This window comes from Dyella sp. (assembly GCF_035503745.1).
Lineage (GTDB): Bacteria > Pseudomonadota > Gammaproteobacteria > Xanthomonadales > Rhodanobacteraceae > Dyella_B.
On sequence record NZ_DATJTC010000017.1, the window covers coordinates 37,001 to 63,449 of the forward strand.

Here is a 26,449-nt window from a genome sequence, read left to right on the forward strand (position 1 = left end):
GCGTAACTCATTCGCCCCTGCGTTCAATGTCCCCTGGCCCTCATTCGGCATCCGCCGCGGCGCAGGCTAGGCATGGCCTGTACCGTGGATTTGGATCGAGCCAACAATAGCGTAGGTTTGCGTCGCTGCGCAGGTTCGCGGCGGAAGAACCTTGCGTGCCCGGTCTGGCGCATCCGGGCTTGGGCCGGCCTGTCGTGCGCCGGTCTTCGGCGATGCGGCCCGAGCGCGCAGTGTTTTAATTTTTTCTCCAGGCCCGGCGGCGATGGTCACGCGCTGCTGCCTGGTCATCGTCGGGCCGACGCGCGTCACAGCGCCAGGCGTCGCGCAGCGGCTCCTCGAACGGCAGTGGTTTTCCGTCATTCTCGAAGGAACCCTTGAACGAGCTTTTGCGATGAGGGACAAGCTCTCGCCCGGACCGGTCGTACAGGCGGTCGTCCTGCGTCGTCTCGTAGCGGACACTTCGGGTCTTGCCGTCTTTGGAAGGCGCGATGGTCCAATGGATTTCGGTCGTCTTGATCGTCGTCACGCCGTCTGCAGAGGTAAATTGAAACGTCCTTTTCAGAAAAGGATGCCGCGGCCCCGATGCGTCCTGTCCCACGGCGGTCCATGTCTTGGACCTGCCGTCCGGACTGACGCAGTAGCTCTTCTTCGTATCGCCCGCGGTCGGGAAGGCCGTTTCCGGCGAGGTGGAAAAGGGCTTGTTGTCAGGGACATGCGCCGCGACAAGGCCACGCGCGGCGGTTTGCGTGTCGTTTTGCTGGATTGCCGTGTTCATGGGCGAATGGCCAGCACCTGCGGGCTCGTAGTCATAGCGGATGGACATGCGGACGCCTTCGGGTCGTTGGGGTGGCGCGTGCAGCGATCGCTGCGCGCCCGGCCGTCCATCGCAATCGAGTTTGGCTTGAGCGGGCTGTCGCATCGATGACGCACCGACTGCTGGCACGCCGCCGCAGGCGTGCTGCGCTACCAACGTGTTGCGGCGCCCATCGACGTGACAGGCCGCTGGCGAGCGCGTTGCGCGGTCGTCAATCGGTCTGCAATTCCGCCACGAAATCGTAGATATCCCCGCGATACCAGGAGGTGGTGAACTCCACCACGCGGCCGTCGTCGAGAAAACCGCGGCGCTCGATGTGCAGCCCGGCGCTGCCGGCCGTCACATGCAGCAGGCGCGCCTGGCGCGCGCCCAGCAAAACCGCGCGCAGGCGCTGCAAGGCGCGCACCGGGCGGCAATCGTGCTGCTCCAGCGCTTCGTAGAGCGAATCGTGCACTTCGTGCGGATCGGCCAACACGCTCGCCGGCACCACGCTGCGCTCGATCGCCAGGGGTTCGTCCTCGGCATAGCGCACGCGATGCAGGCGCGCGACCAGCACGCCGGGGGACAGGTTCAGCGCCATGGATTCTTCCGGCGTCACCTCGCCCACGCTGCGCTCGAAGAACTCCGAGCGCGGATGCAGGCCGCGCGCGCGCAGATCCTCGGTGAAGCTGGTGAGGCGGGACATCGGCTTGATGATGCGCTCGGCCACGAAGGTGCCGGCGCCATGGCGCTGGGTCAGCAGGCCTTCCTCGACCAGGCCGGCAATGGCCTTGCGCACCGTCACCCGCGACAGCCCCAGCGCCTGGGACAGGTCCCGCTCGCTGGGCAGGGTTTGACCTGGTTCAATATCGCGGTGCTGTATCACGTTGCGGATCGCCCGGCGCAACCGCAGGTAGGCCAGCGGCTGGTGGGTGGTCGTATCGCGGCTGAGGCGCCGGTATTCGTCGGCCAGGGCATTTTGCATGAAGCGCACCATACCAATACCGAACCACTGGTACAACCGGCGCCCTACGCCGGGGCACGGTACGCTTAGGAAAAATTTGCATACGAATGCACCCATCAGGGGACTGGTATTGCGTGGTATGTCATTGGTACGATCCACATTCCCCGGCGGCCGCATCCCCGTGGCCAGCCAGCATCAGCAAGAGGTGAGTTGTGACTGCACCTGCCCTACCGGTCGACCCCTTCGACCTGGTGATCTTCGGCGGCACTGGCGACCTGGCCGTGCGCAAATTGCTCCCTGCCCTGTTCCATCGCTTCATGGACGGCCAGATCCAGGAGGGCAGCCGCATCATCGGCGTGGCCCGCGAGGGACTGGACGATGATGGTTATCGCAACCAGATCCGCGCCGCGCTCAACGGCACCGGCTCATCCCGGCCCGACAAGCTAGCCGCGTTCCTCAAGCTGGTCGGCTACCGCCCGCTCGACGCGCGCAAGGACGATGGCTGGGACGACTTCGCCAAGCTGCTCGGCGAGCAGCCCGACCACGTGCGCGTGTTCTATCTGTCCACCTCGCCGGAACTGTTCGTGGACATCTGCGAACGCCTGGGCCACTACGGGCTCAACCAGGGCCAGTCGCGCGTGGTGCTGGAAAAGCCGATCGGCCACGACCTGGACAGCGCCAACCGCATCAACGACGACGTCGGCCGCGTGTTCGCCGAATCGCAGACCTACCGCATCGATCACTACCTCGGCAAGGAAACGGTGCAGAACCTGCTGGCGCTGCGCTTTGGCAACGCCTTGTTCGAACCCCTGTGGAACGCCGGCCACATCGACCACGTGCAGATCACCGTGGCCGAAACGCTGGGCGTGGAAAAACGCGGCCCCTACTACGACAACGCCGGCGCGCTGCGCGACATGGTGCAAAACCACATGCTGCAGCTGCTGTGCATGGTGGCGATGGAGCCGCCCGCGTCGATGTCCCCCGATGCGGTGCGCGACGAAAAGCTCAAGGTGCTGCATTCGCTCAAGCGTATCGACGAAAGCAATGCTTCGCAGCTCACCGTGCGCGGCCAATACCGCGCGGGTGCCGCCGAAGGGCACAGCGTGCCCGGCTATATCGAAGATCTCAACAGCACCGCCAAGACCCCGGTGGAGAAATCCGGCACCGAAACCTTCGTGGCATTGAAGGCGCAGATCGGCAACTGGCGCTGGGCTGGCGTGCCGTTCTACTTGCGCACAGGCAAACGCCTGGCCGAGCGCGTGTCGGAAATCGTCGTCGCCTTCAAACCGGTTCCGCACTCCATTTTCACCGCCGCTGCAGGTCCGCTGGCGCAAAATCGCCTGGTGCTGCGGTTGCAGCCGGACGAAGGCGTAAAGCTGTGGCTGACCATCAAGCATCCGGGGCCCGGCGGTTTGCGCCTGCGCCACGTGCCGCTGGACATGAGCTTCGCCGAAGCGTTCGGCGCGCAGCAGCCCGATGCGTACGAGCGCCTGCTCCTTGATGTGGTGCGCGGCAATCCCACGCTGTTCATGCGCCGCGACGAAGTAGAAGCGGCATGGCGCTGGGCCGATCCGATCCTTGCCGCCTGGCGCGCCAGCGGCGAAGCGCCGCGTCCGTACACCTCCGGCACGTGGGGCCCCAGCGCTTCGGTGGCACTGATCGAACGCGACGGACGCACCTGGGACGAGGATAACGAATAGTGTCGGCGCAACCGGACATGCATGCGTTTGAAGACAAACTGGCGCTGGCCGCCGCGCTGTCGGCGCGCCTCGCCCAGGATCTGCGCGCAGCGATCGCCGCGCGCGGCGAAGCCACCATCGCGGTATCCGGCGGCAGTACGCCCAAGCATCTGTTCGAACAGCTGGCGCAGGAAACCCTGGAATGGTCGCGCGTGACCATCACCCTGGTCGACGAACGCTGGGTACCCGACACGGACGAGCGTTCCAACGCGCGCCTGATCGAATCGCTGCTGTTGCGCCACAAGGCCGCCGATGCGGAACTGGTGCCGCTGTACGTGGAAGCGGCCACGCCCGAAGCCGGCATCGGCGAAGTACGCACGCGCGTGGCGGCGCTGAAGCTGCCGTTCGATGCGGTCGTGCTGGGGATGGGCCCGGATGGGCACACCGCTTCGTTTTTCCCTGGCGGCGATCGCCTGGCCGAAGCGCTCGATCCGGCCAACACCGCGCAAGTGCTGCCGATGCGCGCGCCCGGCGCGGGCGAGCCGCGCATCACGTTCACTTTGCCGGTGCTGCTGAAAGCGCGCGCCTTGTATCTGCATATCGAAGGCGCCGACAAACGCGACGTGCTGCAACAAGCCGAACAGCCCGGCAGCCAGCTGCCTATCGCCAGCGTGCTGCGCCGAGCACCGCATTTGGACGTCTATTGGTGTCCTTGATGAATCGCCTCGCCGCACCTCCCGCTCCCTCCCCTGCGTACAGCAGGGTAGTGCTGGGGTGGGGTGAAGCCCCGCATCGCAAGACAAGCATGTGTAACCCCTTCCCAACCTCCCCTGCAAGCAGGGAGAGAAGCGTCATGTTTGCGCCGCGTAACACCGGCTGGAGTTGAAGATGAGTTTGCATCCCGTCGTAGCCGAAGTCACCGAACGTCTGCGCGAACGCAGCCGCGATACACGCGCCGCCTACCTTGATCGCATCGGCGCGGCCGCCGTCGAGGGCACGCATCGCGCACGCCTTTCCTGTGGCAACCTTGCGCACGGCTTTGCCGCCTGCGGCGCGCACGACAAGACCGCGCTGCGCGAAGGCCGCGCGCCGAACATCGGCATCGTCACCGCTTACAACGACATGCTTTCGGCGCACCAGCCGTACGAGCGTTATCCCGCGCTGATTCGCGACATCGCGCGCGAGTCGGGCTTCACCGCACAGGTGGCTGGCGGCGTGCCGGCGATGTGCGATGGCGTCACGCAGGGTCGCTCGGGCATGGAGCTGTCGCTGTTTTCGCGCGATCTGATTGCCATGGCGACCGCCGTGGCGCTGTCGCACGACATGTTCGACGGCGCGCTGTACCTGGGTATCTGCGACAAGATCGTGCCGGGCCTGTTGATCGGCGCGTTGAGCTTCGGCCATCTGCCGGGCGTGTTCGTGCCCAGCGGCCCGATGCCCAGCGGCATCAGCAACGAACAGAAATCGAAAGTGCGCCAGGCGTATGCCGAAGGCAAGGCCAATCGTGCCCAATTGCTGGAAGCCGAAGCCGGCTCCTATCACGCCCCCGGCACCTGCACTTTCTACGGCACCGCCAACTCCAACCAGATGCTGATGGAGATCATGGGCCTGCATCTGCCCGGCGCCAGTTTCGTGGCGCCCGACACGCCGCTGCGCGACGCGCTCACCGCCGAAGCGGTGCGCCGCTGCGCGGCGTTGGGAAAGAACGGCGAGAACCTGCCCATCGGCCACATCATCGACGAGCGCGCCATCGTCAATGGCGTAATCGGCTTGCATGCGACGGGCGGTTCCACCAACCATTTGCTGCATCTGGTGGCGATGGCACAGGCCGCGGGCATTGCGCTGCGCTGGGAGGATTTCGACGCGCTGTCGGCGGCCATTCCACTGCTCGCGCGCGTTTATCCGAATGGCTACGCCGACGTAAACCAGTTCCACGAAGCCGGCGGCATGGCTTTCCTGATCGACCAGCTGCTGAGCGCGGGCCTGCTGCATGGCGATGCGCGCACTGTGGCCGGGGGCACACTGGCCGATTACGGCAAGGTGCCCACCCTGGACGAAGCGGGCCAGCTGGTGTGGACGCCGGTACTGAAGGAAAGCGGCAATCGCGGCGTGCTGCGCGGCGTAAGCGAACCGTTCCGTCCCGATGGCGGACTGCGCATGGTGCACGGCAACCTCGGCCGCGGCGTGATCAAGGTGTCCTCGGTGCCGGACGATCGTCTGGTCATCGAAGCGCCCGCCGTGGTGTTCCACGACCAGGACGAGATCAAGCACGCTTTCGACCGCGGCGAACTGGACCGCGATTTCATTGCGGTGGTGCGCTTTCAGGGACCGCGCGCGATCGGCATGCCGGAACTGCACAAGCTCACGCCGACGCTGTCGGTACTGCAGGATCGCGGCTATCGCATCGCCCTGGTTACCGACGGGCGCATGTCCGGCGCAAGCGGACGCGTGCCGGCCGCCATCCACGTAACGCCGGAAGCCGATGACGGCGGTCCGATTGCGCGCGTGCGCGACGGCGACATCATTCGCCTGGACGCGCATCTGGGTACGCTGGAGGTGCTGGTCGATGCGGCCCAATTCGCGGCGCGCACGCCGGCTATCGAAGATCTTTCGCGGCATCAGCACGGCATGGGGCGCGAGTTGTTCGGCATGTTCCGCCGCAACGCGGCCGCGGCCGACCTCGGCGCGGGCGTCCTCTAGCGCCCCTTCGGGCGAGAGGAAAACACTTAATCGCATAGTCAGGCTGGAAGGCATGAACATCCAAACCAAGCAACAACACGTCGAAGCCACCATGCGCCTGGCGCCGGTGATTCCGGTGGTCATCATCAACGATGCCAAACATGCGGTGCCGATGGCGCGTGCGCTGGTGGCCGGCGGCACTCCGGCGATCGAAGTGACGTTGCGCACGCCTGCTGCGCTGGATGCGATCCGCGCGATTGCCGCCGAAGTGGAAGGCGCCGTGGTCGGCGTGGGCACCGTGCTCAGCGCCAAGGATCTGCAGGCCGCCGAACAGGCCGGCGCGCGCTTCGCCGTGTCGCCCGGCGTGTCGCCGAATCTGCTCGCCGCCGCCGAAGACAGCGCACTGCCGCTGCTGCCCGGCGTGGCAACGGCGAGTGAGGCGATGAGCATGCTCGAACGCGGCTATCGCCATCTTAAATTTTTCCCCGCCGTGCCGGCCGGCGGCGCGAAACTGCTTGGCGCGTGGGCTAGCCCGTTGCCGCAGCTGCGTTTTTGCCCGACCGGCGGCATTACCCTCACCAGCGCGCCGGATTTCCTTGCGCTATCGAACGTGCTGTGCGTGGGCGGCTCGTGGCTGACACCCAACGACAAGCTCGAACGCGGCGACTGGAGCGGCATCGAGCAGCTGGCCCGCGAAGCGGCGTTGCTGCGCGCCGTGGTCGCCTGATAGCGCCGGTATTGCTTGGCCCTCACGCCTTCTTCCCTGCGCGGAGAAAGCGCGGATGCCGCTGACCGTGTAACTTCTGGGCGGTCGGCGCGCCGTGCCGGTTCGGGAACCCTCCATGCGCAAGCTTCCGCTCGTCTTCGCCCTCGCCACACTGCTGCTGGGCAATGCACTCGCCGCCGACCATCACGACAAGGACAAAGCCGCGCAGGATGACCGCGCGCCCGATGCGGCGCTGGTGCATCCGCAGGCATCGGAAAGCGAAGGCTCGGTGTCGGTCCAAGGCAAGCGCATCGCCTACAAGGCGGTGGCCGGCACCCTTGTGCTGCACGGCAAGAACGAGAAAGAAAACCAGCCGACAGTCAGCATGTTCTACGTGGCCTACTTCAAGAAAGGCGTGGACGCGGCGAAACGGCCGGTTACCTTCATCTACAACGGCGGCCCGGGTTCGGCTTCGGTGTGGCTGCACATGGGCGCATTCGGTCCGCGCCGCGTGGTTACCCGGGACGACTCGCACACGCCGGCCGCGCCCTACCAGCTGGTCAACAACGATTACAGCCTGCTCGATGCCTCCGACCTGGTCTTCATCGATGCGCCGGGCACCGGCTTCAGCCGCCTGATCGCCAACGATCCGGATCCGGCCAAGCGCGGCGAGCAGTTGAAGGAGCGCCGCAAGGAGATCTACAGCGTGGATGGCGACGGTCACGCCTTCGCGCAGTTCATCACCCGCTTCCTGTCGCGTTACGGCCGCTGGAATTCACCCAAGTACCTGTTCGGCGAAAGCTACGGCACCACCCGCTCGGCGGTGCTCGCCAACGATCTGGAAAACGAAGACAGCGTCGATTTGAATGGCGTGATCCTGCTCTCGCAGATCCTCAATTTCGATACCAGCATCGATGGGCCGGAGCAGAACCCCGGCGTCGACCTGCCCTACGAGCTGGCGCTGCCCACCTTCGCGGCCACGGCGTACTACCACCACAAGCTGCCGCAGGCACCGGCGGAACTCGAGCCATTGCTTGCGCAAGTGGAGCAGTTTGCGCTGGGCGACTACGCCTCGGCGCTGATGGCCGGTTCCCGCCTGGACGCGGCGCGCAAGCAGGCGATAGCGGAAAAGCTGCACCAGTACACCGGCCTGCCGGTGGACTACCTGCTCAAGGCCAACCTGCGTGTGAGCGGCGGCATGTTCGAGCATGAACTGCTGGACAATACCGACGACACCACCGGACGTCTGGACACGCGCTTCGCCGGCCCCTCGCTCGATCCGCTGAGCAAGGAAGCCCAATACGATCCGCAATCCTCGGCGATCAGTTCGGCCTATATCGCCGCGTTCAACGACTACGTGCGCAAGGATCTCAAATACGGCCAGGACCAGACCTACCACGAATACGCCACTGACATCACCGATTGGGATTCCAGGCACGACGGCCACGAAGGCGCGCTCAATGTGATGCCGGACCTGGCCAAGGCGATGAAAACCAATCCGGACCTGAAGATCCTGCTCAACGGTGGCTACTACGACCTGGCCACGCCGTTCTTCGCCGCCGACTACGACATGCACCACCTGCCCGTTCCGCCGGCGTTGATGAACAACATCAGCTATGCGTGGTATCCGTCCGGGCACATGGTCTACGCCCACGAAGCCTCGCTGAAGCGCTTGCACGACAACGTCGCGCGCTTCATCGAGCAGACCGACAACGTCAAGCCATAAAGCGCGATAGGCTCTTGCCCCGGCTAGCAGGGGGAAGCTGGGAGGGGGTAAGCTCTTCGCTCTTCTATCTCGTACAGACCTCCCATGCGCGCCCTCATCGACCGCTACATCGACGCCTACAACCGCATGGACGTCGAGGCCATGATGAAGACCATGCATAGCGAGGTCATCTTCGAAAACTACACCGGCGGTACGCTGAGCGTGCGCACCGTCGGCGTCGAGGAGCTGCGCCACCTGGCCGAAAGTTCGCGCCATTTGTTTTCCGCCCGGCACCAGACCATCGTCGGCTACGCCGAGGCGGCGGGCGTGGCCCATGCGCAGATCGCCTTCGAAGGCACCTTCGCCATCGACCTGCCCAACGGCGTGCGCGCCGGTCAACGCATCGCCATGCCGGGGCGTAGCGAATTTCGCGAGCGCGAGGGTCTGTTGATCCACGTCGCCGACTACAGCGACTGACGCCGCCGATTACGCGAGCAGGTCGAGCTGCCACGACACGCCGAAGCGATCGCTCAACCAGGCGAATTTTTTGCTAAAGCCATAATCGCCGAGCGGCATGAAGACCTTGCCGCCCTGTGCCAGTTCGCCGAACGCGCGATCGACAACGGCTTCGTCGTCCAGCTCGACGAAGATCGAGATCGACGGCGTGAAGCTGAAGTCGTGTTTCACCGCGCTGTCCATGCACAGGAAAGTGCGCCCGCACAGCGTAAACGTGGCCCGTTTTACCGAGCCAGCGGCGCCTTGCTCATGTGCGCCATAGCGCTCGATCGACACGATGGCCGAATCGGGGAACAACGAAACATAAAGCCGCATCGCGGCTTGTGCCGAACCTTCGAACATGAGACAGGGTAAGGCGCTCGATGTCATGGCGCCGCGCCGATGACTTCGTACTCGCTTTGCACCAATCCGCTCGCATACGAGCGGGTTGTGACATGCTTGAGCGCGATGTCGCGCGGAAGGGGGCCAAATAGGGGTATGCCGGTACCGATCAGCACCGGCACGCGCGTCACGATCAGGCGCTGGATCAAGCCTTCGCGCAGAAATCCCTGCACGGTGACGCCGCCGTCAACATAAGCGTGCTTGAAGTTGCGCGCGCTGAGCCGCGAAACGATTTCCTTTGGCGTGCCGCGCAGATGTTCGAGCACCGCGCCTGCGGGCGGTGCGGCAAGCTCACGCGTGCTCAGCACGAACACGGGCTTGTCGCCATAAGGCCAGCCGTCGAAGCCCAATACGGTTTCGTAAGTGCCGCGACCTATCACTAGCGCATCGACGCTGGCCATGAATTGGTCGTATCCGTGCGGTTCGCCGCCGCCGGCGGGGAGAAAGTCGAGCGCGCCGTCGAGCCTGGCCATGAAGCCATCGACGCTGACGCCCACGAAGACCGATGCTTTCATGTTTGCCTCCGCCGCCGCGGCCATGCTCTGCGACATGCCGGCCTATCGTTCGTAGGACCTGATTTCCAGCAGATGTTTGTTGGGGTCGAAAAAATACAGCGTCGGCGCCAGCCCGCGTGCACCCGATTCCTCGCCCGGCCCCCGATTCGATCCCACCGAATCGAAGGTCGGGCCATACCCGATACCCGCCTCGCGGATGCGTTCGAAGATCTGCGCGAACTCGGCCTTGGATACGGCGAAAGCGTAATGCTCCGACCCCGGCGTGCCGTAGGGCGCAAGCTGAAGTACGAAACCGTCATCGACGCGGATGACGGTAAAAGGCCCGTCCCGGCCCTGCAGCGCGAAGCCCAGCACGCCGGTATAGAACGCCAGGCTTGCTTGCAGATCGTTCACGCGCAAGATGATGTGATCGAGCGTTGCCATGTCGGACGCGCTCCTGGCTGTGCAATACGATGCTTGCTGTTGCAGAGGTAGGGCGTTACTGCGGCTCCCACAGTTCGATCGGATTGCCTTCCGGATCATGCAGGCGCGCAAAGCGGCCTTGGGGATAGGTTTCCGGATTGATCTCCACCGCAATGCCCGCCGCGCGCAGCTGGGCCGCCATGGCGTCGAGATCGCGCACGCGGAAATTCAGCATCCACATGCGGCTGGGGTCGCCGAAATAGCCGGTGTCCTGGGCGAAGGGCGCAAAGGCGGTCGTGCCGCTTTCCTGCTCCCATGCCTCCTGATCGCCGCTGGTGGGTATCTTGTTGACGCCCAGGTGCCGCTCGTACCAGTCAGCCAGGTTGTCCGGCGCTTTGGCGCGAAAGAAAAATCCACCGATACCCGTCACTTTTTCCATAGCACGTCCTCGTTGGCGTTCCCGGTTCGACGGATGATCGCTCAACTCGTCAGCGCGAGCGAGTAGAACCGCGTGCCGGGCAGGTGTGTATCGTTGTACGGCGAGATTTCGATGAAACCCAGATGACGGTAAAGCGCCTGCGCGGCGACCATGCTGGGCAGGGTGTCCAGGCGCAGTTCGCGATAGCCGGCGTCACGCGCGGCCGCGATCACCGCTTCGACCAGGCGCCGGCCCAGATTCAATTTTCGGTAATCGGGCCGCACATACAGGCGCTTCATCTCGCCGACGGTCTCGCCCAGCGGGCGCAGCGCCACACAGCCGGCCAGCGCCCCATCCACCCGGGCCAGCAGCAAGGCGCCACCGGGCGGCACATAGGGGCGCGGCAACGCGGCAAGTTCGGCCGAAAAGCCCTGGTACTCCAGATTTGTGCCGATCGCATCGGCGTATTCCAGAAACAGCTCCCTGGCCTGGCCAACAAGTGCAGGGCCGGCCGCCTGCGCCAGTACGATATCGGTCACGGGGAGGGGTCCTGCATCAAGCTGTGCAGCATGCGCTGCGGGTCGGTGATGAACGAACGCGTGATGCGATAGTGCTCGGTGTCCTCGTAGGCCACGCGCTCGATGCCGTGCTCGGTGAACTGGTAGATCCACGCGTTGGGGTAGGCCATGAGGATGGGCGAATGGGTGGCGATGATGAATTGCGAATCCGCGCACACCAGTTCATGGATGCGCGCCAGCGCGGCCAGCTGACGCTGCGGGGAAAGCGCCGCTTCCGGTTCGTCCAGCAGATACACGCCGCGGCCGCCGAAACGATTGACCAGCAAAGCCATGAACGACTCGCCGTGCGACTGCTCGTGCAAGGAGTGGTTGCCGTAAGAGCCGATGATAGGCGGGCCGAAACCCGGTTCGAGATCGAGCCGTTCGATTTCGGTGGCCACATTGAAGAAACTTTCCGCACGCAGGAAAAAACCGTCCCTGGGCCGCCTCACGCCCTTGGCGATGCGCAGGTATTCGTTGAGCGCCGAATGCGAGAGGCGCGTGCCGAAGCGGAAATTCTTCGAGCCGCCCTCCGCGTTGAAACCCATCGCCACGGCAATGGCTTCCAGCAGCGTGGATTTGCCCGAGCCGTTTTCGCCGACGAAGAACGTAACCTTCGGATGCGGCTCCAGCGTGTCCAGCGCGCGCACGGCCGGCAGCGAAAACGGATAATGCTCGAACGAGGGAACCTTGTCGCGCTTCAAGCCGATCTGCAGGATGTATTGGTCTTTCATGTACCCTCCTCGTCCATGAGCCGTCCCAGATCAGCAGGCGTTTAGCGACGAAGATAGCTGACGTCGCTGGTGCCATCCGGTTCGGGTCTGCGCAACAGCGCATTGTGCCAGCGGCGTTGTTGCGCCAGATCGCTTTCGATCAACCATTGCGGCTTGCTCGCGACCAGCGCCGCGACGGGCAGGCCGTCTTCGTACAGCACGCGGGTGCCGGCCAGCGCGGGCAGGCGGTCGCCGGCCAATACGGTGCCGACCAGGTTGAGCGGATCGCTGCCGCTGAGGCAGACGCATTGCTGCTCCAACGGATGCTGCCGCACACTGCGCAGCTGGCCGATCGCTTCGGGCAGCGCGAACTGCTCGCCGACCAGTCCTTCCACGAAACGGCCGCCGCGGATGTCGCCGCGCGCTTCCAGTCGATGGTAGACACGCAGCAACTCGCGCCAGGATGGCAGCCACGGCGCCTCGCGTTCCAGCAATTTCCAGAACACCACGCCATAGCGGCGCAACAGCACGCGCGCGATGTGTTCGATCGTATCGGCCTGCCCTTCGCCGCCCGCGTTCGGCGACGGCGCGCGCACCAGCGCCCAGCGCCCGGCATCCTCGATCTCGCTCAAGCCGTGCCGGCGCACGCGTCGGTGCTTGGGCGACTCGCGCTTGGCGGCGGGCACCAGCAAGGCGCGCAGGCCGGCGAAGCTGTCGGCGGTGACGCGGCCGGCGCAAACCAGTTCGCCCAGCGCGTTTTCCAGTTCCGTGCGCAGCAGGCGCGCGGCATCGAGCAGCTCGTCGAAGAACAGCGCGCCGTGCGCGGCCAGCACATCGAACACGGCCTGCGCGCGCGAGGACAATAACAGCGCCTGTTCCTGATGGCGGTCGGCGATGGATGTCCACGTTGCCAGCTGGCGGCGCGGCAGCAGCACGATCGGTGTGGCGCGCACCGGCCCGCTGCCCCCGCCGCCGCTGCGCAGGCGGTTCCAGCCGATGCGGCCGGCTCGGCACAGCTCATCGAGCCATCGGCTGGAATAGTCGGCGATGCGCGCTTGCAGCAGTTCGCTTTCCCACGCGCCGGCGGCGGCTTCGAAACCTTCGAGCTGGCTGAGCACGGCGCCGAGCGCATCCGGACCATTCAACCGCGTGTCGGGCGTGGCGTGTTGCCACTGGAGCAGAAAACGCATCAGATCGCGTCGGCTGACCGGCTCGATCTCGCGACGCAGGCGGCCGATGGTGTAGCGATGGATGCGCGCCAGCAGGTGGCGCTCGCACCACTCCGTGTGCGGCGCATCGGGCGTGAAGCGGCCCTGCATCACATAGCCTTCCGATTGCAGCCGGGTCAAGGCCAGTTCGATGTCAGAGGTCTGGACGTGCAACGAAACGGCCAGCGTGTTGACGGTGACCGGGCCCAGACCGGTGAGACGGCCGCGCACGAGTTCGAGCAAGGCGTCTTCGCCGGTCCAGGTTTGCGCTGCGAATTCGGCGGGGGGCTCGATGCGTGGCTGCAGCGAAGCATTCGTGTGAACGGCGTGCCATAGAGGAAGTTTTTCCGCGCAGACCCACACACCGGCCACAACCTGCCCCTCCCCTTGCGCGCTGGAGGAGGTTGGGAGGGAGGCGTTCGAGCTTGCCGCAACGGGGGGAGCTTCACCCCACGCCAACGCTCCCTCGCTGCGCGCGGGGGAGGGAGTAAATTGCGTCGCACGATGCGACTTTGCGAGCTTGTGCAACCAGTCGGACCAGCCGGCGTTGGCCTGGACTTCTTCGTGTGTGACCAAGCCCAGCACGTTCAACGCTTCATGCATTTCATCGGCGTCGCGCACCTGGGGCCACGCTTCGGCGCGCACGGCGGCGATGGCCTCGGGATCGAGCCGGGCCAGGTCGTCGGTGTCTTCGATGCCGTTCCAGTGGCGTGTCTGCACGGCGCGCGTGCGGCGTTCTTCCAGCGGCGCGTCGTCGAGGAAGGCGTAGGGTGCGGCATTGAGTATTTCGCTGGCGAGCGGGCTGGGCGCGGTGAGGTCGCGCGCGACCACGTTGATGACGCCCGCTTCCAGCCCCTGCAGGATATGCAGCAGGCCGTCCACGTCCATCGCTTCGCGCAGGCAATCGTGCAGTGTCTGGTTGACCAGCGGATGATCGGGAATCTGCCGCTCGCCGACGATGTTTTCCAGGCAGGCGACCTGATCGGGAAACACGGTGGCGAGCAGGTCTTCGCTCTTCATGCGCTGCAACTGCGCCGGCACTTTCTTGCCGCCGGCGTAGCGCGGCAAGGCGAGCGCGGTGACCGCGTTCCAGCGCCAGCGCACCGGAAACAGCGGCGCATCGAGCAGCGCCTGCACCAGCACGTGCTCGGCGCTGCTGCTGTGCAGGTAGCGCGCCACTTCTTCCAGCGGAAAACTATGGCTGGTGGAGAGGGACAGCACGATCGCGTTTTCGGTCGCCGCCGCCTGCAGTTCAAAGTTGAACTGGCGGCAGAAGCGCTTGCGCAGCGCCAGTCCCCAGGCGCGATTGATGCGGCTGCCCCACGGCGTGTGGATCACCAATTGCGTGCCGCCCGATTCGTCGAAGAACCGTTCCAACACCAGCGTGGATTGCGTGGGCAGCACGCCCAGCGCGGCCTTGGCCTTGGCCAGGTACTCCACGATCTGCTGCGCGGATGACTCGTTCAGCCCCAGCATCCCGTGCAGCCAGTCGAACGCGGCCTGCACGCCGCCGGCATCGATGCGCGCGAGGACTTCTTCGCGCAGGCGCGACACACCCAGCGACAACTCGTTGCTGCGGCCGGGCGCCTCGCCAAGCCAGAACGGAATGTTGGGCGGTGCGCCGTGCGCGTCTTCCACGCGCACGCGATCGCGCTCCACGCGCTGGATGCGGTAGCTGGTGTTGCCGAGCTGGAAGATGTCCCCGGCCATGCTTTCGATGGCGAAGTCCTCATTGACCGTGCCGACGATGGTGGCCTTAGGTTCCAGCACCACCAGATAGTCGGCGGTGTCGGGAATGGTGCCGCCGGAGGTGACGGCAGTGAGCCGCGCGCCGCGCCGTGCGCGCAACTGGCGATGCACGGCGTCGCGGTGCACGTAGGCCGCACGCGCGCCGCGACGGGTGGTGAAGCCATCGGCCAGCATGCGCACGATCGCATCGAATTGCGCGCGCGGCAGCGCGCGGTAGGGATGGGCGCGCCGCACCAGGTCGAACAGTGCGTCCTCGTCCCATTCCGCGCAGGCGATTTCGGCGACGATCTGCTGGGCCAGTACGTCGAGCGGTTGCGGCGGTTGCACCAAGGTATCGAGTTCGCCGCGGCGCACACAGTCGAGCAGCGCGGCGCATTCGATCAGGTCGTCGCGGCTGCTGGGAAACAACCGCGCTTTGGGCGTGCCGTTCACCGCGTGGCCGGCACGGCCGGCGCGCTGCAGGAACGCGGCGATGGAACGCGGCGAGGACAGCTGGCACACCAGGTCTACCTCGCCGATGTCGATACCCAGTTCCAGCGATGCGGTGGCGACCAACACCTGCAACTGGCCGCGCTTGAGACGCTGTTCGGCATCCAGCCGCTGTTCCTTGGCCAGGCTGCCGTGGTGCGCGGCAACCGCTTCATGGCCCAGGCGTTCTGACAAGTGCCGCGCCACGCGCTCGGCCATGCGCCGGGTGTTGACGAACACCAGCGTGGTGCGATGTTCGGCGACCAGTTGCGCGAGGCGGTTGTAGACCAGTTCCCAGCTGTCGTTGGACATCACCGCATCCAGCGGCACGGGCGGTACTTCGATGGCCAGATCGCGTTCGCGCGTGTGGCCGATGTCGATGATGGTGCAGCCTTTTTCCATCGCGGCGCAGGGAACAGGTGCGCAAAGCGCGACCGGTGCGGCGAAAAGATCGCTGGTAAACGGTTGCGGCGTCGCGACGGTTGCTTGCGCTTCCCGCAGCGGCGAAGGCGCCGGGCCGTCGCCCTCCCCCACCAGGAATCTCGCGACCTCGTCAATCGGTTTCTGCGTTGCCGACAGGCCAATGCGCTGCAGCGGTCGCCGGCACAGCGCCTGGAGCCGCTCCAGCGTCAAGGCCAGGTGCGCACCGCGCTTGCTGCTCGCCACCGCGTGGATTTCGTCGACGATCACGCTGCGCACGCTTTGCAGCATCTGGCGACCGGACAGCGAACCCATCAGCACGTACAGCGATTCGGGCGTGGTCACCAGGATGTGCGGCGGCGCCTTGCGCATCAGGTTGCGTTCGGGCTGCGGCGTATCGCCGGTGCGCACGGCGGTGCGGATCGGGGCGTCGGGCAGCGCGAGCTTTTCCAGTTGCGCGCGGATCCCTTCCAGCGGCGCTTCCAGATTGATGTGGATGTCGTTGGACAGCGCTTTCAGCGGCGATATGTATACGACGCGCGTTTCGTCCGGCAGCGTGCCGCCGCGCGCCACGGCTTCCTGCACCAGCGCGTCGATCGCGGCGAGGAACGCGGTGAGCGTTTTGCCCGAGCCGGTGGGTGCGGCCACCAGCGTGTGCCGCCCTGCCCTGATCTGCGGCCACGCCTGCGCCTGTGCCGAGGTGGGCGCAGGAAACGTGGCGTCGAACCACGCGGCAACGGCAGGGTGGAAATCGCGTAGCGGCATCATCGATGGCCCGCGCTCGGACGGGGACGGTTCGTCGATCATACATAAGGCCCGATGGCGGCGCGGAAAAGGCCTGTCTTGCAGGCAGGCATGCCGGGCATGCTGTGCCGCGGGCGTCTCAACGGGTGAGACGCCCGCCTGGCCGACATCAGGCCGACGCATCCCTCAGCATGGAAATTTTCGGTAGCGCGACGCCGCCATCGACGTCGGTGGACAGGCTCACCGCGCGCCAGCGTTCGGTCTCGGCGCGGCGCGCATCGTCCACCTGCTGGAAGAAGTGCATGGCATCACCGCCCAGCAGCAGGTGTTCGGGCGGCGCGTCGTGCTCGGCCAGTTGCACTAGCACCTGTGCGATCTTGTCCGGATCGCCGGCTTCGCGGCCGACGTAGTCGGCCAGCATGCGGTTGACCGCGCCCACCGAGGGCTCGTAGTCGGGCAACAGCGCCGGCACCGCGCCGCGCGCGATCTCGCCCCAGCCGGTGCGCATGCCGCCCGGTTCCACCGCGGTGACCTTGACGCCGAACGCGGCGGTTTCCTTGGCCAGCACTTCGGTGAAGCCGCCTACCGCCCATTTGGCGGCCTGGTAGGCGCTCATGCCCGGCGTGCCCATGCGGCCGCCTACGGAGGAGATCTGGAAGATGTGGCCGGAACGTTGCCTGCGCATCACCGGCAGCGCGGCGCGGGTAAGGTTCACCACGCCGTACAGATTGGTATCGATCTGGGCGCGGAAATCCGCCTCGGTCGTCTGTTCGAACGGCGCGACATGGCCAAAGCCGGCGTTGTTGACCAGCACGTCGAGCCGGCCGAAGGCCGCAACGGCAAGATCCACGGCCGCTTGCGCGGCGGCCATATCGGTGACGTCCAGCGCGGCCGTGCGCACGCGGTCGCCGTAGCGGGCGACCAGGTCCTGCAGTTTGTCGGGCTGGCGCGCGGTGGCGACCAGGCGGTGGCCGGCGGCCAGCACGGCCTCGGCAAGATGGCGGCCCAGGCCACGGGCGCTGCCGGTAATCAACCAAATCTTAGACATGACAAGCTCCTTCAGGGGGATGTGAGGAAATTTAGGTGAGCAAGTACACACTCATAAATAAGGCAAAAGAAGCCTCAATGTTTGGCGATGGCCGCCCAGAACGCTTCGAAACCGGCGTTCCTGTAGCGCTCGGCCTGTGCCGGTTCGCGCAGGATGAACTCCATCGTCGTTTCGGCCAGCGAGGCCATGACCGCCCCGGCGAAGGCCGGCGGCTGATCCTTCAGTACCCCGCCGGCCAGGCTTTCCTGCAGCATCGCGTTGATCTGCCGGAAGCCGGCCATGCCCGCTTCCCTGGTCTGCGGGGTGATCCGGTCCGAGACGGATAGTTGCGAGATCGCCCTGCGTTTCAGCGGATGGGCCACGCCCCAGTCGACATAACCGTTCCACGCATGGCGCGCCTGCGCGGCCATGCGCTCGGCGGCGGGAAAGCCATCGAGCATGGCGTGGCGCAGTTCGCGTTTCAGCTCAAGGTAAAGCTGATTGAGCAGGGCGTCCTTGGTCTCGAAATAGGTGAACAAGCTGCCTTCGGCCACCCCGGCACGCTTGGCGATCCTGGCGGTGGGCGCGCTCACGCCCAGCTCGGCCACCACCTCGGTGGCGGCTTCCAGGATGGCGTTGCGCTTGTCTTCGCTGCGGGGACGGGCCATGATGAGCGTATATGAATGAGTACTTGCTCAATAATAAGGGCGACTGTCGGCTTATGCAAGGGCTAGGCGGCGGCCCGCTGGCCGAAGTAGCGCGCGGGCGAATGACCAAAGCAGCGGCGGAACATGGCGATGAAGGCGCTGGTGCTGGCGTAGCCGAGCGCGTCGGCGACGGACGCGACCGGCACCCCGTCGGCCAGCTGTTCCAATCCCCGCGCCAGCCGCGCCTGTTGCCGCCACTGCGCAAAGCTCAGCGCCGTTTCGGCGCGGAACAGGCGGCTCAGGGTACGCGGCGAAAGCCCGGCCCAGGCGGCCCAGTCTTCCAGGCTGCGGTTGTCGTGCGGTTGTTCGATCACCGCCTGCGCGATGCGCAGCAGGCGCCGGTCGATCGGCATCGGCAGATGCAGGGATTCGTGCGGAGCGTGCAGCATTTCGTCCAGCAGCACGTCCATCACCCGTTGCTGGCGCGCATCCAATTGGGCGTTCCATTTCCACGAGCTGGCGCGATGGACCAGCTCCTGCATCAGCGGGGTCACGCCGATCACGCAGGGGTGGCCGGGCAGCTGCCCGCAGATGTCGGGGGCGAGAAAAATGCCCCAGCCGCGCATCGTGCCGCTGAGCGTCACGGTGTGCATTTCGCCCGGCGGCATCCAGCCCGCGCGGTGCGGCGGCAGCAGCCACGACCCGCGCGCCGTGTGGATGTGTACCAGGCCGCTTTCCACGCACCAGAACTGGCCGCGCAGGTGGCTGTGCCAGTCGTATTTGTGCGTGTCCTGGCTGTATTCGCTGGCCGCATTGCCTTCATCCCAATAGGCGATGAGGGGCGGGCCGCCGGCTTGCTCGATGAATTCAAAGAACGATTCCTTAGGATGCGCCATGGCCGGTTCTCGACATTTTTTGACCAAATAACGTTATCAGCTGGCGCCGGGATTTGCCTAAGCTTTGTATCGCCCGGCGCGCACGCCGGGTTTCCCCGCCGCTGCCGCCGCTCGCGGCTCCCAACCAGGCATGGCCAGGGGCTGTGCTCGATCGCGTTGACCGGCTTGGACCAGCGCGATGGCCCGATGTCACATCGCAAGCCGCCGTCTCGTCCATTCCAAGCGTCCCTGTTCGTCGAACAAGAACCAAGAAGCTCGTCCAGAGCCCCACAGCAACTGATTCAAAGGATCGCCTCATGTCCCCTATCCAGTTGATTTCACTCAATTCCCGCTTATCCAAATCACCGCTCGAAACGTTCGTGGCATGCGCTCACCAGATGCTCGATCCAGCCACCCCCGAGCCGGTCCGGCGCGCGGTGGAGCCTCGTTTGCTGGCGCAATTGCCGGCCCTGCGGGCGCTGGGCGTGTTCGAGCTGTTCGAACTGCGCGACCCCGCTTTGCGTACATGGGTCGGCGACGAACTGGCGGAATTGACCGCCTCGCCCCAGAAGTAATTCGCCCCTGACCATTTGCTGAAACAATAGGTGTCCTAAACATATTTGCCTTGACAAATATTCCAGAGGCAATAGAATGCGCTCCCATGAATCCGGGACCGCTCGTAACCCCCACCGCCCAAGAAAGCCTTGGCGTGCTGATCAACCTCGTCCGCATCGAACTGGTACGCGGCATCGAGGCGGAGATCGCCGCCAAGGGGCTCGACCTTCGCTACATCCAATTCCTGATCCTCAAGCGGCTGTCCGTGCTGGGGCCGATGTCCGCCACCGAGCTTGCCCGCTCGGTGGAATTGGACGGCGGCGCCATGACGCGCCAGCTCGACCAGCTCGAGGGCAGGGGATTGCTGCGCCGCTGCCCGCATGAGCAGGACCGCCGCGCCTTGCGCATCGAACTGACCGACGCCGGCGGCGCCCTCTGGCAGCAACTGACAGGTTGCAACGATCGCGTGCTGCAGGCGGCGCAGCGTTCGTTGAGCGAGACCGAAAGCAAGCGCCTGCACGACTACCTGGAGCGCGTGTTGCACGCGCTCCGCGACAAGAACTGATTCACTCCAAACTCGAGATTTCAAAGCCATGCGTTTGCATATTCTTGCGGCTGCCGTCGGACTGGCCTTGGCGCTCGCTGGCTGTGCCACGAGCGGAGGCATTCATCCCAATGGCGCGTCGATCGATCCGTCCTCGCTCAAGGCCGATCGCAGCCTGGCGAACGTGCAGCTATCGGATGCGGCGTGGCCCAAGGCAGATTGGTGGACAGGCCTGGGCGACCCCCAGCTCGACGCGCTGATCGCCCAAGCGCTGCGCGATAACCCCACGCTTGCCATCGCCGACGCGCGTGCGCATCAGGCGCAAGCGGCGGCCAACAGCGCCGATGCGGCGCGCGAACCGTCCGCGAGCGTAGGCGGCAGTGCCGCCGAAGCATTCATTCCCACCAGCATTCCCGCCTTCGGCACCGGCCATCCGGCCGCGGCCAAATACGCCTACGGCAGCTTCAAATGGGATCTGGACCTGTGGGGCGGCCAGCGCGCCGCATGGGAAGCGGCGGTGGGCCAGTGGCGTGCCGCCGATGTCGACGCGCAGGCCGCGCGCATCGAACTGTCGACCAATGTCGCGCGCGCCTACGTGCAGCTGGGCTACGCCTATGCGTTGCAGGATGTCGCCAACGCCGAACTCAAGCGCGCCAGCGACGCGCGCGACCTCACGCGCCAGCGCGTGGCGGCGGGCATCGACAACCGGATCCAGCTCAAGCAGAGCGATTCGGAAGTAGCCAGCGCACAAGGCGAGAAAGCGCGGGCCGATCGCGCGATCGACGCGGCGCGTTCGTCCTTGTCGGTGCTGCTGGGCAAAGGCCCCGATCGCGGACTTGATATCGGCCGTCCGCCATTGCTGCCGCCGGCGGCATTGATGGTGCCGTCCAATCTTCCGCTCGATCTGGTCGGCCATCGCGCGGACCTGGTCGCGGCGCGTTGGCGCGTCGAAGCGTCGGCCAAGGACATCAAGGCCGCCAAGACGCAATTCCTGCCGAACGTGAACATCGGCGCGATGGTGGGCTTGATCGGCCTGGGCGGCGGCAACCTGTTCACCCTGCAGAACCGCTTCTATGAAGTGGCGCCCGCGATCAGCCTGCCGATCTTCGATGGCGGCCGCCGCCGCGCCAACCTTGATGCCAAGGACGCGCAATACGAGCTGGCCGTGGCGCAGTACAACCAGACGCTGGTGTCGGCGATCAACGAAGTGTCCGACGACTACGACGCCATCGCCTCGGCGCAGCAGCAGATCCAGGCGCAGCAGCGCGCGGTCGATGCGGCCAGCGATGCATGGAAGCTGGCCGAGCAGCGCTACAAGTCGGGCATCGGCAGTTACCTGGACGCGCTGAGCGTGCGCCAGGAATTGCTCGCCGCCGAACAGCGCATGGCCCAGCTGCGCGCGCAGCAGTCCGATCTGAACGTGCAACTGATCCAGGCGCTCGGCGGCGGCTTCCGTCCGCAGGCCGGCGTCGAACTTTCTTCCAAATAATTCTCATCGTTTCTGAGGCAGCCCCATGTCCAGCCCCAATCCCAATACCGCCGACAGCTCCGTCGTGCAGGCGCCTGCGGCCAGTAACCGGCGCGGCGTGCTGCTGCGCGTCCTGGCCGCGGTCGTCGTCCTGGCCCTGATCGGCTGGACGGCGTGGTATTTCCTCGATGGCCGTTGGTACGAAAGCACCGACGACGCCTACGTCAACGGCAACATTGTGCAGATCACGCCGCGCATCGCCGGCACCGTCACCAGCATCCGCGCGGACGATGGCGACTACGTCAAGCAGGGCGACGTGCTGGTGACGCTGGACAAGACCGACGCCGACGTCGGCCTGCAGCGCGCCGCCGCCAACCTCGGCAACACGGTACGCAGGGTGCGCGGCCTGTACAGCACCGTGCAAGGCGCGCAGGCGCAGCTGGCCGTGCAGAAAGTGGCGCTGGCCAAGGCCCGCGCCGACTACGAACGCCGCCGCGACCTGGCCAAGACCGGCGCGATCTCCGCCGAAGAGCTGTCGCACGCGCGGGATGCGCTGACCGCCGCGCAGAACGCGCTCACCAACGCACAACAGGCCTTGCAGACCAACCAGGTATTGGTAGACGACACGGTGGTTGCCTCCCATCCTGAGGTGATGGCCGCCGCCGCGCAGTATCGCGAGGCGTACCTGGACGACATCCGCACCACCATGGTCGCGCCGGTGAGCGGCTACATCGCCAAGCGCACCGTGCAGGTCGGCCAGCGCGTGCAGCCGGGCACGGCACTGATGGCGGTAGTGCCGCTGCACCAAGTGTGGGTGGATGCCAACTTCAAGGAAACGCAGTTGACCCACATGCGTATCGGCCAGCCGGTGGAAATCATCTCCGACGTGTATGGCGGATCGGTGAAGTACAAGGGCCAGGTGGAAAGCCTCGGCGTGGGCACGGGTAGCGCGTTCTCGCTGCTGCCGGCGCAAAACGCCACCGGCAACTGGATCAAGATCGTGCAGCGCATTCCGGTGCGCGTGGTGTTCACCGATCCCTCGCAGCTGGACAAGAACCCGCTGCGCATCGGCATGTCGATGGACACCGACGTGGACCTGCACAACCAGGGCGGCGCGATGCTGGCGCAGCAGCCACGCACCGAAGGCCGCTTCAGCACGGACGTCTATCAGAACGAACTGGCCCAGGCGAACGTGCAGATCGAAAAGATCCTCCACGCCAACATGGCCGGACAGCACTAAGCGGACAGGATACCGGTCGCGCCGGCACGCACATGCAAGGCCGCGACCGCTTCCTCCACGACCGATCGCACACAACCCCCAACCGCATTCCATGAACACCCATTTCCGTCCACCCAACCTGGTTCTGGCGACGATCGGCTTGTCGCTGGCCACGTTCATGCAGGTGCTGGACACCACCATTGCCAACGTGTCGCTGCCGACCATCGCAGGCAACCTTGGCGTGAGTCAGGACCAGAGCACCTGGGTGATCACCTCCTTCGCGGTGAGCAACGCCATTGCCTTGCCGCTCACCGGCTTTCTCACGCGCCGCTTCGGCGAGGTGAAATTGTTCGTGTGGGCTACGCTTTTGTTCTCGCTGGCCTCGTTCCTGTGCGGCATCGCGCAAAGCATGAGCATGCTGATCCTGTTCCGCACCATCCAGGGCGCGGTGGCGGGGCCGATGTATCCGATCACGCAGGCGCTGCTGATCTCCATCTATCCGCCCGCCAAGCGCAGCATGGCGCTGGCGCTGCTGGCGATGGTGACGGTGGTGGCGCCGATCGCCGGCCCCATCCTCGGCGGCTGGATCACCGACAACTATTCGTGGCCGTGGATCTTCTTCATCAACGTGCCGATCGGCATCTTCGCCAGCATGGTAGTGGCCAACCAGATGCGCCTGCGCGAGGTGGTCACGCAGCGGCCGAAGATCGACTACGTGGGCCTGATCACCCTGGTGATCGGCGTGGGCGCGCTGCAGGTGGTGCTGGACAAAGGCAACGACGATGACTGGTTCAACTCCAGCTTCATCATCGTCACCGCCATCATCTCGGCCATTGCGATCGCGGTATTCCTGATCTGGGAGTTGACCGACAAAGACCCCATCGTCGATCTCAAGCTGTTCCGCCATCGCAATTTCCGCATGGGCACGATCGCGCTGGTGCTGGCGTACGCGGCGTTTTTCGCGATCGGCCTGCTGATACCGCAATGGCTGCAGTTGAACCTGGGCTACACCGCGACCTGGGCGGGTTTTGCGTCCGCACCGCTGGGCGTGCTGCCGGTGTTGCTCACCTTCATCGTAGGCAAGTACGCCACGCGCTTTGACCTGCGCGCGTTGACCAGCGGCGCGTTCCTGGTCATGGGCGCCACCTGCTTCCTGCGTTCGAATTTCTACATCGGCGTGGACTTCACCCACGTCGCGCTGGTGCAGTTGCTGCAGGGGCTTGGCGTGGCGTTCTTCTTCATGCCGGTGACCACCATCCTGCTGTCGGACCTGCAGCCGCATGAAATCGCCGCGGGCGGCGGCGTGGCGACCTTTCTGCGCACGGTCGGCGCGAGCTTCTCCGCTTCGCTCACCACTTTCATGTGGGAACACCGCGGCATCCTGCATCACGCGCGACTGGCCGAGCAGATCACGCCATACAACCCGGACGTGCAACAGGCGATGAGCCGGGCCGGCGATTCGCCATCCGTGATGGCCGTGTTGAACCAGACGATTACGCTCCAGGGCCTGCAGATTTCGTTCAACGAAATCTTCCATATGCTCGGCTGGATTTTCCTCTCGCTGATCGTGGTGATCTGGATGGCCAAACCGCCGTTCTCCGCCAAGGCGGGCGCGGGTGCCGGCGGACACTGACCGGCGGTGCAAGCGCCGAAACGACAACGGCCCCGTACGGGGCCGTTGCTTTAGGCATGGCGGTCAATGCGGTGGATCAGAACGCGATGCCGGCCACCACCATCGTCTCGCCGCGATTGGGTTCGTGGAAACTGCCGTTGGAGATGTGGCGAATGCCCAGGCTCCAGTGATTGCCCTGGTAGCCGACCGTGGTCACGAACTCGTACACGCTGCTCAGTGCCTGCGTGCGCCCGGTGTGCACCGCCGGCTGGAAGCTCAGGAACAGCGGCTGGTACCAGGCGCCGGCCGGGCCGTAGTGCAGCCGCACGCCGCCGGCTGCCAGCCAGATGTCGTCGCGCGTGGTGTAGCGGTCGATGTTGAATTGGGGAACGTTGCGGCCATCGATCCAGCCGGCGGTGACGTCCGGCGACCAGGTGAAATTGCTCTGGCCGATCTGGCTCGGATCGAAGATGACTTCACCGAACGCCGCCGGCGCGTCGTAGCCGTTGGAAGGGTTGCCCATGTAGCTGACGCCGCCCTGTATTTCGAAACGGGCCGCCATGGCGGGAAAGGCCGGCACAGTGCAGATCAGTGCGACTGCCAGGCCACGAACAAGGGATTGAATACGCATTCGGTTGCCTATGGGGGATAGGATAGGGCGTTTATGTACTTAAAAGTTTACTAATGATTAACAGAAGGGGCTAGCCCCATTTGGGGTAGTTTCGCGCAATACGCCATCACCGCAATCGATGTGCGGGAAAACGACAACTTGGTGTAAGCCAATGCCCACTCCCGCATGGCCGGTAGGGTAGGCGTTGGGCTGTGCAAGGGCAGGGCATCGGCGATGCCTTGCGGTCGTTGCGGATAATGCGCATGTATGCCGGCGCCGCGCTATGTCACCTGCCCATCGCCACAGCCTGCTTGGAAGCCAGGCATTGCGCGATCTCCAGAAACGCGCTGACCATCGGGTTGACCACGTCCTGGCGATAGATCGCCCACACCGCCGTCGTTGCTTCCAGATCCGCCACGGGCCGGAACACCACGTCTTCCATCATCATTCTTTGCACCGAGGCCGGCAGCACCGCCACGCCAAAGCCGCCGGAGATGAGCCCGATGATGGTGGGCAGTTCGCGCACCTCGTACAAAATGCGCGGACTGAATCCGGATTTGCGGCACAGCGCGATGACTTCGTCATAGAAACGCACGCCCAGGTTGCGCTGGTAAAAAATGAAATCCTCGCCGGCCAGTTCGCGGATATGAATCGGCCCGGCGGTTTTGGCGAGCGGGTTGCTCGCATGCATCACCACCGTCACCGAATCCTTGAACAGCTCCAGCGACGCGATGCCTTCGGGCAAGGGTTCCGGGCGAATCACGCCGACGTCGATCACGCCTTGTTCCAGCGCCTCGACCTGGTGCGAGGTAGCCAGTTCGTGGATCTGCAGGCGCACATGCGGCAGGCGTTCGCGGAACCTGGCCAGCACGCGCGGCACCACAAACGTAAACGGTCCGGACGACATCAGGCCCAGGTGCAGTTCGCCCAATTCCCCGCGTTGTGCGCGGGCCACCGATTCGGCCGCCCGTTCGGCCTGAACCAGCAGGCCGCGGGCGCGCGGAAGCAAGGCGGTGCCGGCGTGGGTGAGGGCGATGCCGCGGCCTTTGCGCTCAAACAGCCGGGCGCCGAGCCGTTGCTCAAGCGCATGAATCTGCTGGCTTAGCGGCGGCTGCGAAATACCCAGGCGTTCGGCCGCGCGGCCGAAGTGCAACTCGTCCGCCACGGCGACGAAATACTTAAGGTGTCGCAGCTCCAGGTAATCATTCGTCATGCGTATCGAGCCATTCGCTTAGCTGTATCGATCTTAACAAGCCGTATTACTAATCTTGACGC

General features: G+C 65.3%; 24 protein-coding genes and 2 pseudogenes. 11 read left to right on the forward strand and 15 right to left on the reverse strand.

Annotated features, from left to right (window positions below):
* Positions 1-235: 235 nt before the first annotated feature.
* Both VME63_RS06200 and VME63_RS06205 read right to left on the reverse strand, forming a co-directional pair.
* Positions 236-823 carry a hypothetical protein gene (locus tag VME63_RS06200; RefSeq protein WP_325431350.1) on the reverse strand — a complete coding sequence of 196 codons (588 nt, stop codon included), beginning with the start codon at positions 821-823 and terminating at the stop codon, positions 236-238.
* A gap of 202 nt (positions 824-1,025) precedes the next feature.
* Complete coding sequence (locus tag VME63_RS06205; protein ID WP_325431352.1) at positions 1,026-1,778, reverse strand: GntR family transcriptional regulator; 753 nt, start codon at positions 1,776-1,778, stop codon at positions 1,026-1,028.
* A 191-nt stretch (positions 1,779-1,969) separates the two neighbouring features.
* Here VME63_RS06205 and zwf point away from each other — a divergent pair, with 191 nt between their 5' ends.
* From zwf to VME63_RS06235, 6 genes are all read left to right on the forward strand, one after another.
* Complete coding sequence (zwf, locus tag VME63_RS06210; RefSeq protein WP_325431354.1) at positions 1,970-3,457, forward strand: glucose-6-phosphate dehydrogenase; 1,488 nt, start codon at positions 1,970-1,972, stop codon at positions 3,455-3,457.
* Positions 3,458-3,474: 17 nt separating this feature from the next.
* Entirely contained in the window at positions 3,475-4,152 is a 678-nt protein-coding gene (pgl, locus tag VME63_RS06215; RefSeq protein WP_325431356.1) for a 6-phosphogluconolactonase, read from the forward strand.
* Between the two features lie 172 nt (positions 4,153-4,324).
* Positions 4,325-6,136, forward strand: a complete 1,812-nt coding sequence (gene edd / locus VME63_RS06220; RefSeq protein ID WP_325431358.1) for a phosphogluconate dehydratase — start codon at positions 4,325-4,327, stop codon at positions 6,134-6,136.
* A 52-nt stretch (positions 6,137-6,188) separates the two neighbouring features.
* Positions 6,189-6,842 carry a bifunctional 4-hydroxy-2-oxoglutarate aldolase/2-dehydro-3-deoxy-phosphogluconate aldolase gene (gene eda, locus VME63_RS06225; protein WP_325431360.1) on the forward strand — a complete coding sequence of 218 codons (654 nt, stop codon included), beginning with the start codon at positions 6,189-6,191 and terminating at the stop codon, positions 6,840-6,842.
* 115 nt (positions 6,843-6,957) lie between these two features.
* Entirely contained in the window at positions 6,958-8,547 is a 1,590-nt protein-coding gene (locus VME63_RS06230; RefSeq protein WP_325431362.1) for a S10 family peptidase, read from the forward strand.
* A gap of 84 nt (positions 8,548-8,631) precedes the next feature.
* Positions 8,632-9,003, forward strand: a complete 372-nt coding sequence (locus VME63_RS06235) for a nuclear transport factor 2 family protein (RefSeq protein WP_325431364.1) — start codon at positions 8,632-8,634, stop codon at positions 9,001-9,003.
* A gap of 9 nt (positions 9,004-9,012) precedes the next feature.
* Here VME63_RS06235 and VME63_RS06240 read toward each other — a convergent pair whose 3' ends face one another.
* From VME63_RS06240 to VME63_RS06285, 11 genes and pseudogenes are all read right to left on the reverse strand, one after another.
* Positions 9,013-9,411, reverse strand: coding sequence for a VOC family protein (locus VME63_RS06240; protein ID WP_325431366.1), 399 nt, complete (start codon positions 9,409-9,411; stop codon positions 9,013-9,015).
* On the reverse strand, positions 9,408-9,938 hold the full coding sequence (locus VME63_RS06245) for a dihydrofolate reductase family protein (protein ID WP_325431368.1): 531 nt from the start codon (positions 9,936-9,938) through the stop codon (positions 9,408-9,410). Before VME63_RS06245 ends, VME63_RS06240 begins: the two co-directional genes overlap by 4 nt.
* 42 nt (positions 9,939-9,980) lie before the next feature.
* Positions 9,981-10,361, reverse strand: coding sequence for a VOC family protein (locus tag VME63_RS06250; protein ID WP_325431370.1), 381 nt, complete (start codon positions 10,359-10,361; stop codon positions 9,981-9,983).
* A gap of 55 nt (positions 10,362-10,416) precedes the next feature.
* A complete protein-coding gene (locus VME63_RS06255) occupies positions 10,417-10,779 on the reverse strand; it encodes a VOC family protein (protein ID WP_325431372.1) in 363 nt (120 codons plus the stop codon).
* Between the two features lie 41 nt (positions 10,780-10,820).
* Positions 10,821-11,297: a GNAT family N-acetyltransferase gene (locus VME63_RS06260; protein ID WP_325431374.1), complete on the reverse strand. Its 477-nt coding sequence runs from the start codon at positions 11,295-11,297 to the stop codon at positions 10,821-10,823.
* Positions 11,294-12,049 carry an AAA family ATPase gene (locus tag VME63_RS06265; RefSeq protein WP_325431376.1) on the reverse strand — a complete coding sequence of 252 codons (756 nt, stop codon included), beginning with the start codon at positions 12,047-12,049 and terminating at the stop codon, positions 11,294-11,296. The genes VME63_RS06260 and VME63_RS06265 overlap by 4 nt, the downstream gene beginning before the upstream one ends.
* A gap of 41 nt (positions 12,050-12,090) precedes the next feature.
* A pseudogene (locus tag VME63_RS18500) lies at positions 12,091-15,843 on the reverse strand (Lhr family helicase); the annotation flags it as partial.
* 111 nt (positions 15,844-15,954) lie between these two features.
* A pseudogene (locus VME63_RS18505) lies at positions 15,955-16,638 on the reverse strand (DEAD/DEAH box helicase); the annotation flags it as partial.
* Positions 16,639-16,786: 148 nt separating this feature from the next.
* Positions 16,787-17,665, reverse strand: a complete 879-nt coding sequence (locus VME63_RS06275) for an oxidoreductase (RefSeq protein WP_325431378.1) — start codon at positions 17,663-17,665, stop codon at positions 16,787-16,789.
* 74 nt (positions 17,666-17,739) lie between these two features.
* Positions 17,740-18,312 (reverse strand): TetR/AcrR family transcriptional regulator, encoded by a 573-nt coding sequence (locus VME63_RS06280; RefSeq protein WP_325431380.1) that lies wholly within the window; start codon positions 18,310-18,312, stop codon positions 17,740-17,742.
* A gap of 62 nt (positions 18,313-18,374) precedes the next feature.
* Entirely contained in the window at positions 18,375-19,187 is an 813-nt protein-coding gene (locus VME63_RS06285) for a helix-turn-helix transcriptional regulator (protein WP_325431382.1), read from the reverse strand.
* A 296-nt stretch (positions 19,188-19,483) separates the two neighbouring features.
* Between VME63_RS06285 and VME63_RS06290 the strand changes: the two genes are divergently transcribed.
* From VME63_RS06290 to VME63_RS06310, 5 genes are all read left to right on the forward strand, one after another.
* A complete protein-coding gene (locus VME63_RS06290) occupies positions 19,484-19,741 on the forward strand; it encodes a hypothetical protein (RefSeq protein WP_325431384.1) in 258 nt (85 codons plus the stop codon).
* 86 nt (positions 19,742-19,827) lie between these two features.
* Positions 19,828-20,286: a MarR family transcriptional regulator gene (locus tag VME63_RS06295; RefSeq protein WP_325431386.1), complete on the forward strand. Its 459-nt coding sequence runs from the start codon at positions 19,828-19,830 to the stop codon at positions 20,284-20,286.
* 28 nt (positions 20,287-20,314) lie between these two features.
* The gene (locus tag VME63_RS06300; protein WP_325431388.1) at positions 20,315-21,754 is read left to right on the forward strand and encodes an efflux transporter outer membrane subunit; all 1,440 of its coding nucleotides are present in this window, start codon (positions 20,315-20,317) and stop codon (positions 21,752-21,754) included.
* 25 nt (positions 21,755-21,779) lie between these two features.
* Positions 21,780-22,973, forward strand: coding sequence for an efflux RND transporter periplasmic adaptor subunit (locus VME63_RS06305; protein WP_325431389.1), 1,194 nt, complete (start codon positions 21,780-21,782; stop codon positions 22,971-22,973).
* A gap of 91 nt (positions 22,974-23,064) precedes the next feature.
* On the forward strand, positions 23,065-24,585 hold the full coding sequence (locus VME63_RS06310; RefSeq protein ID WP_325431391.1) for a DHA2 family efflux MFS transporter permease subunit: 1,521 nt from the start codon (positions 23,065-23,067) through the stop codon (positions 24,583-24,585).
* 76 nt (positions 24,586-24,661) lie between these two features.
* Here VME63_RS06310 and VME63_RS06315 read toward each other — a convergent pair whose 3' ends face one another.
* Together VME63_RS06315 and VME63_RS06320 are read right to left on the reverse strand one after the other, a co-directional pair.
* Positions 24,662-25,195, reverse strand: coding sequence for an acyloxyacyl hydrolase (locus tag VME63_RS06315; RefSeq protein WP_325431393.1), 534 nt, complete (start codon positions 25,193-25,195; stop codon positions 24,662-24,664).
* A gap of 265 nt (positions 25,196-25,460) precedes the next feature.
* Complete coding sequence (locus VME63_RS06320; RefSeq protein WP_325431395.1) at positions 25,461-26,387, reverse strand: LysR substrate-binding domain-containing protein; 927 nt, start codon at positions 26,385-26,387, stop codon at positions 25,461-25,463.
* Positions 26,388-26,449 lie beyond the last annotated feature (62 nt).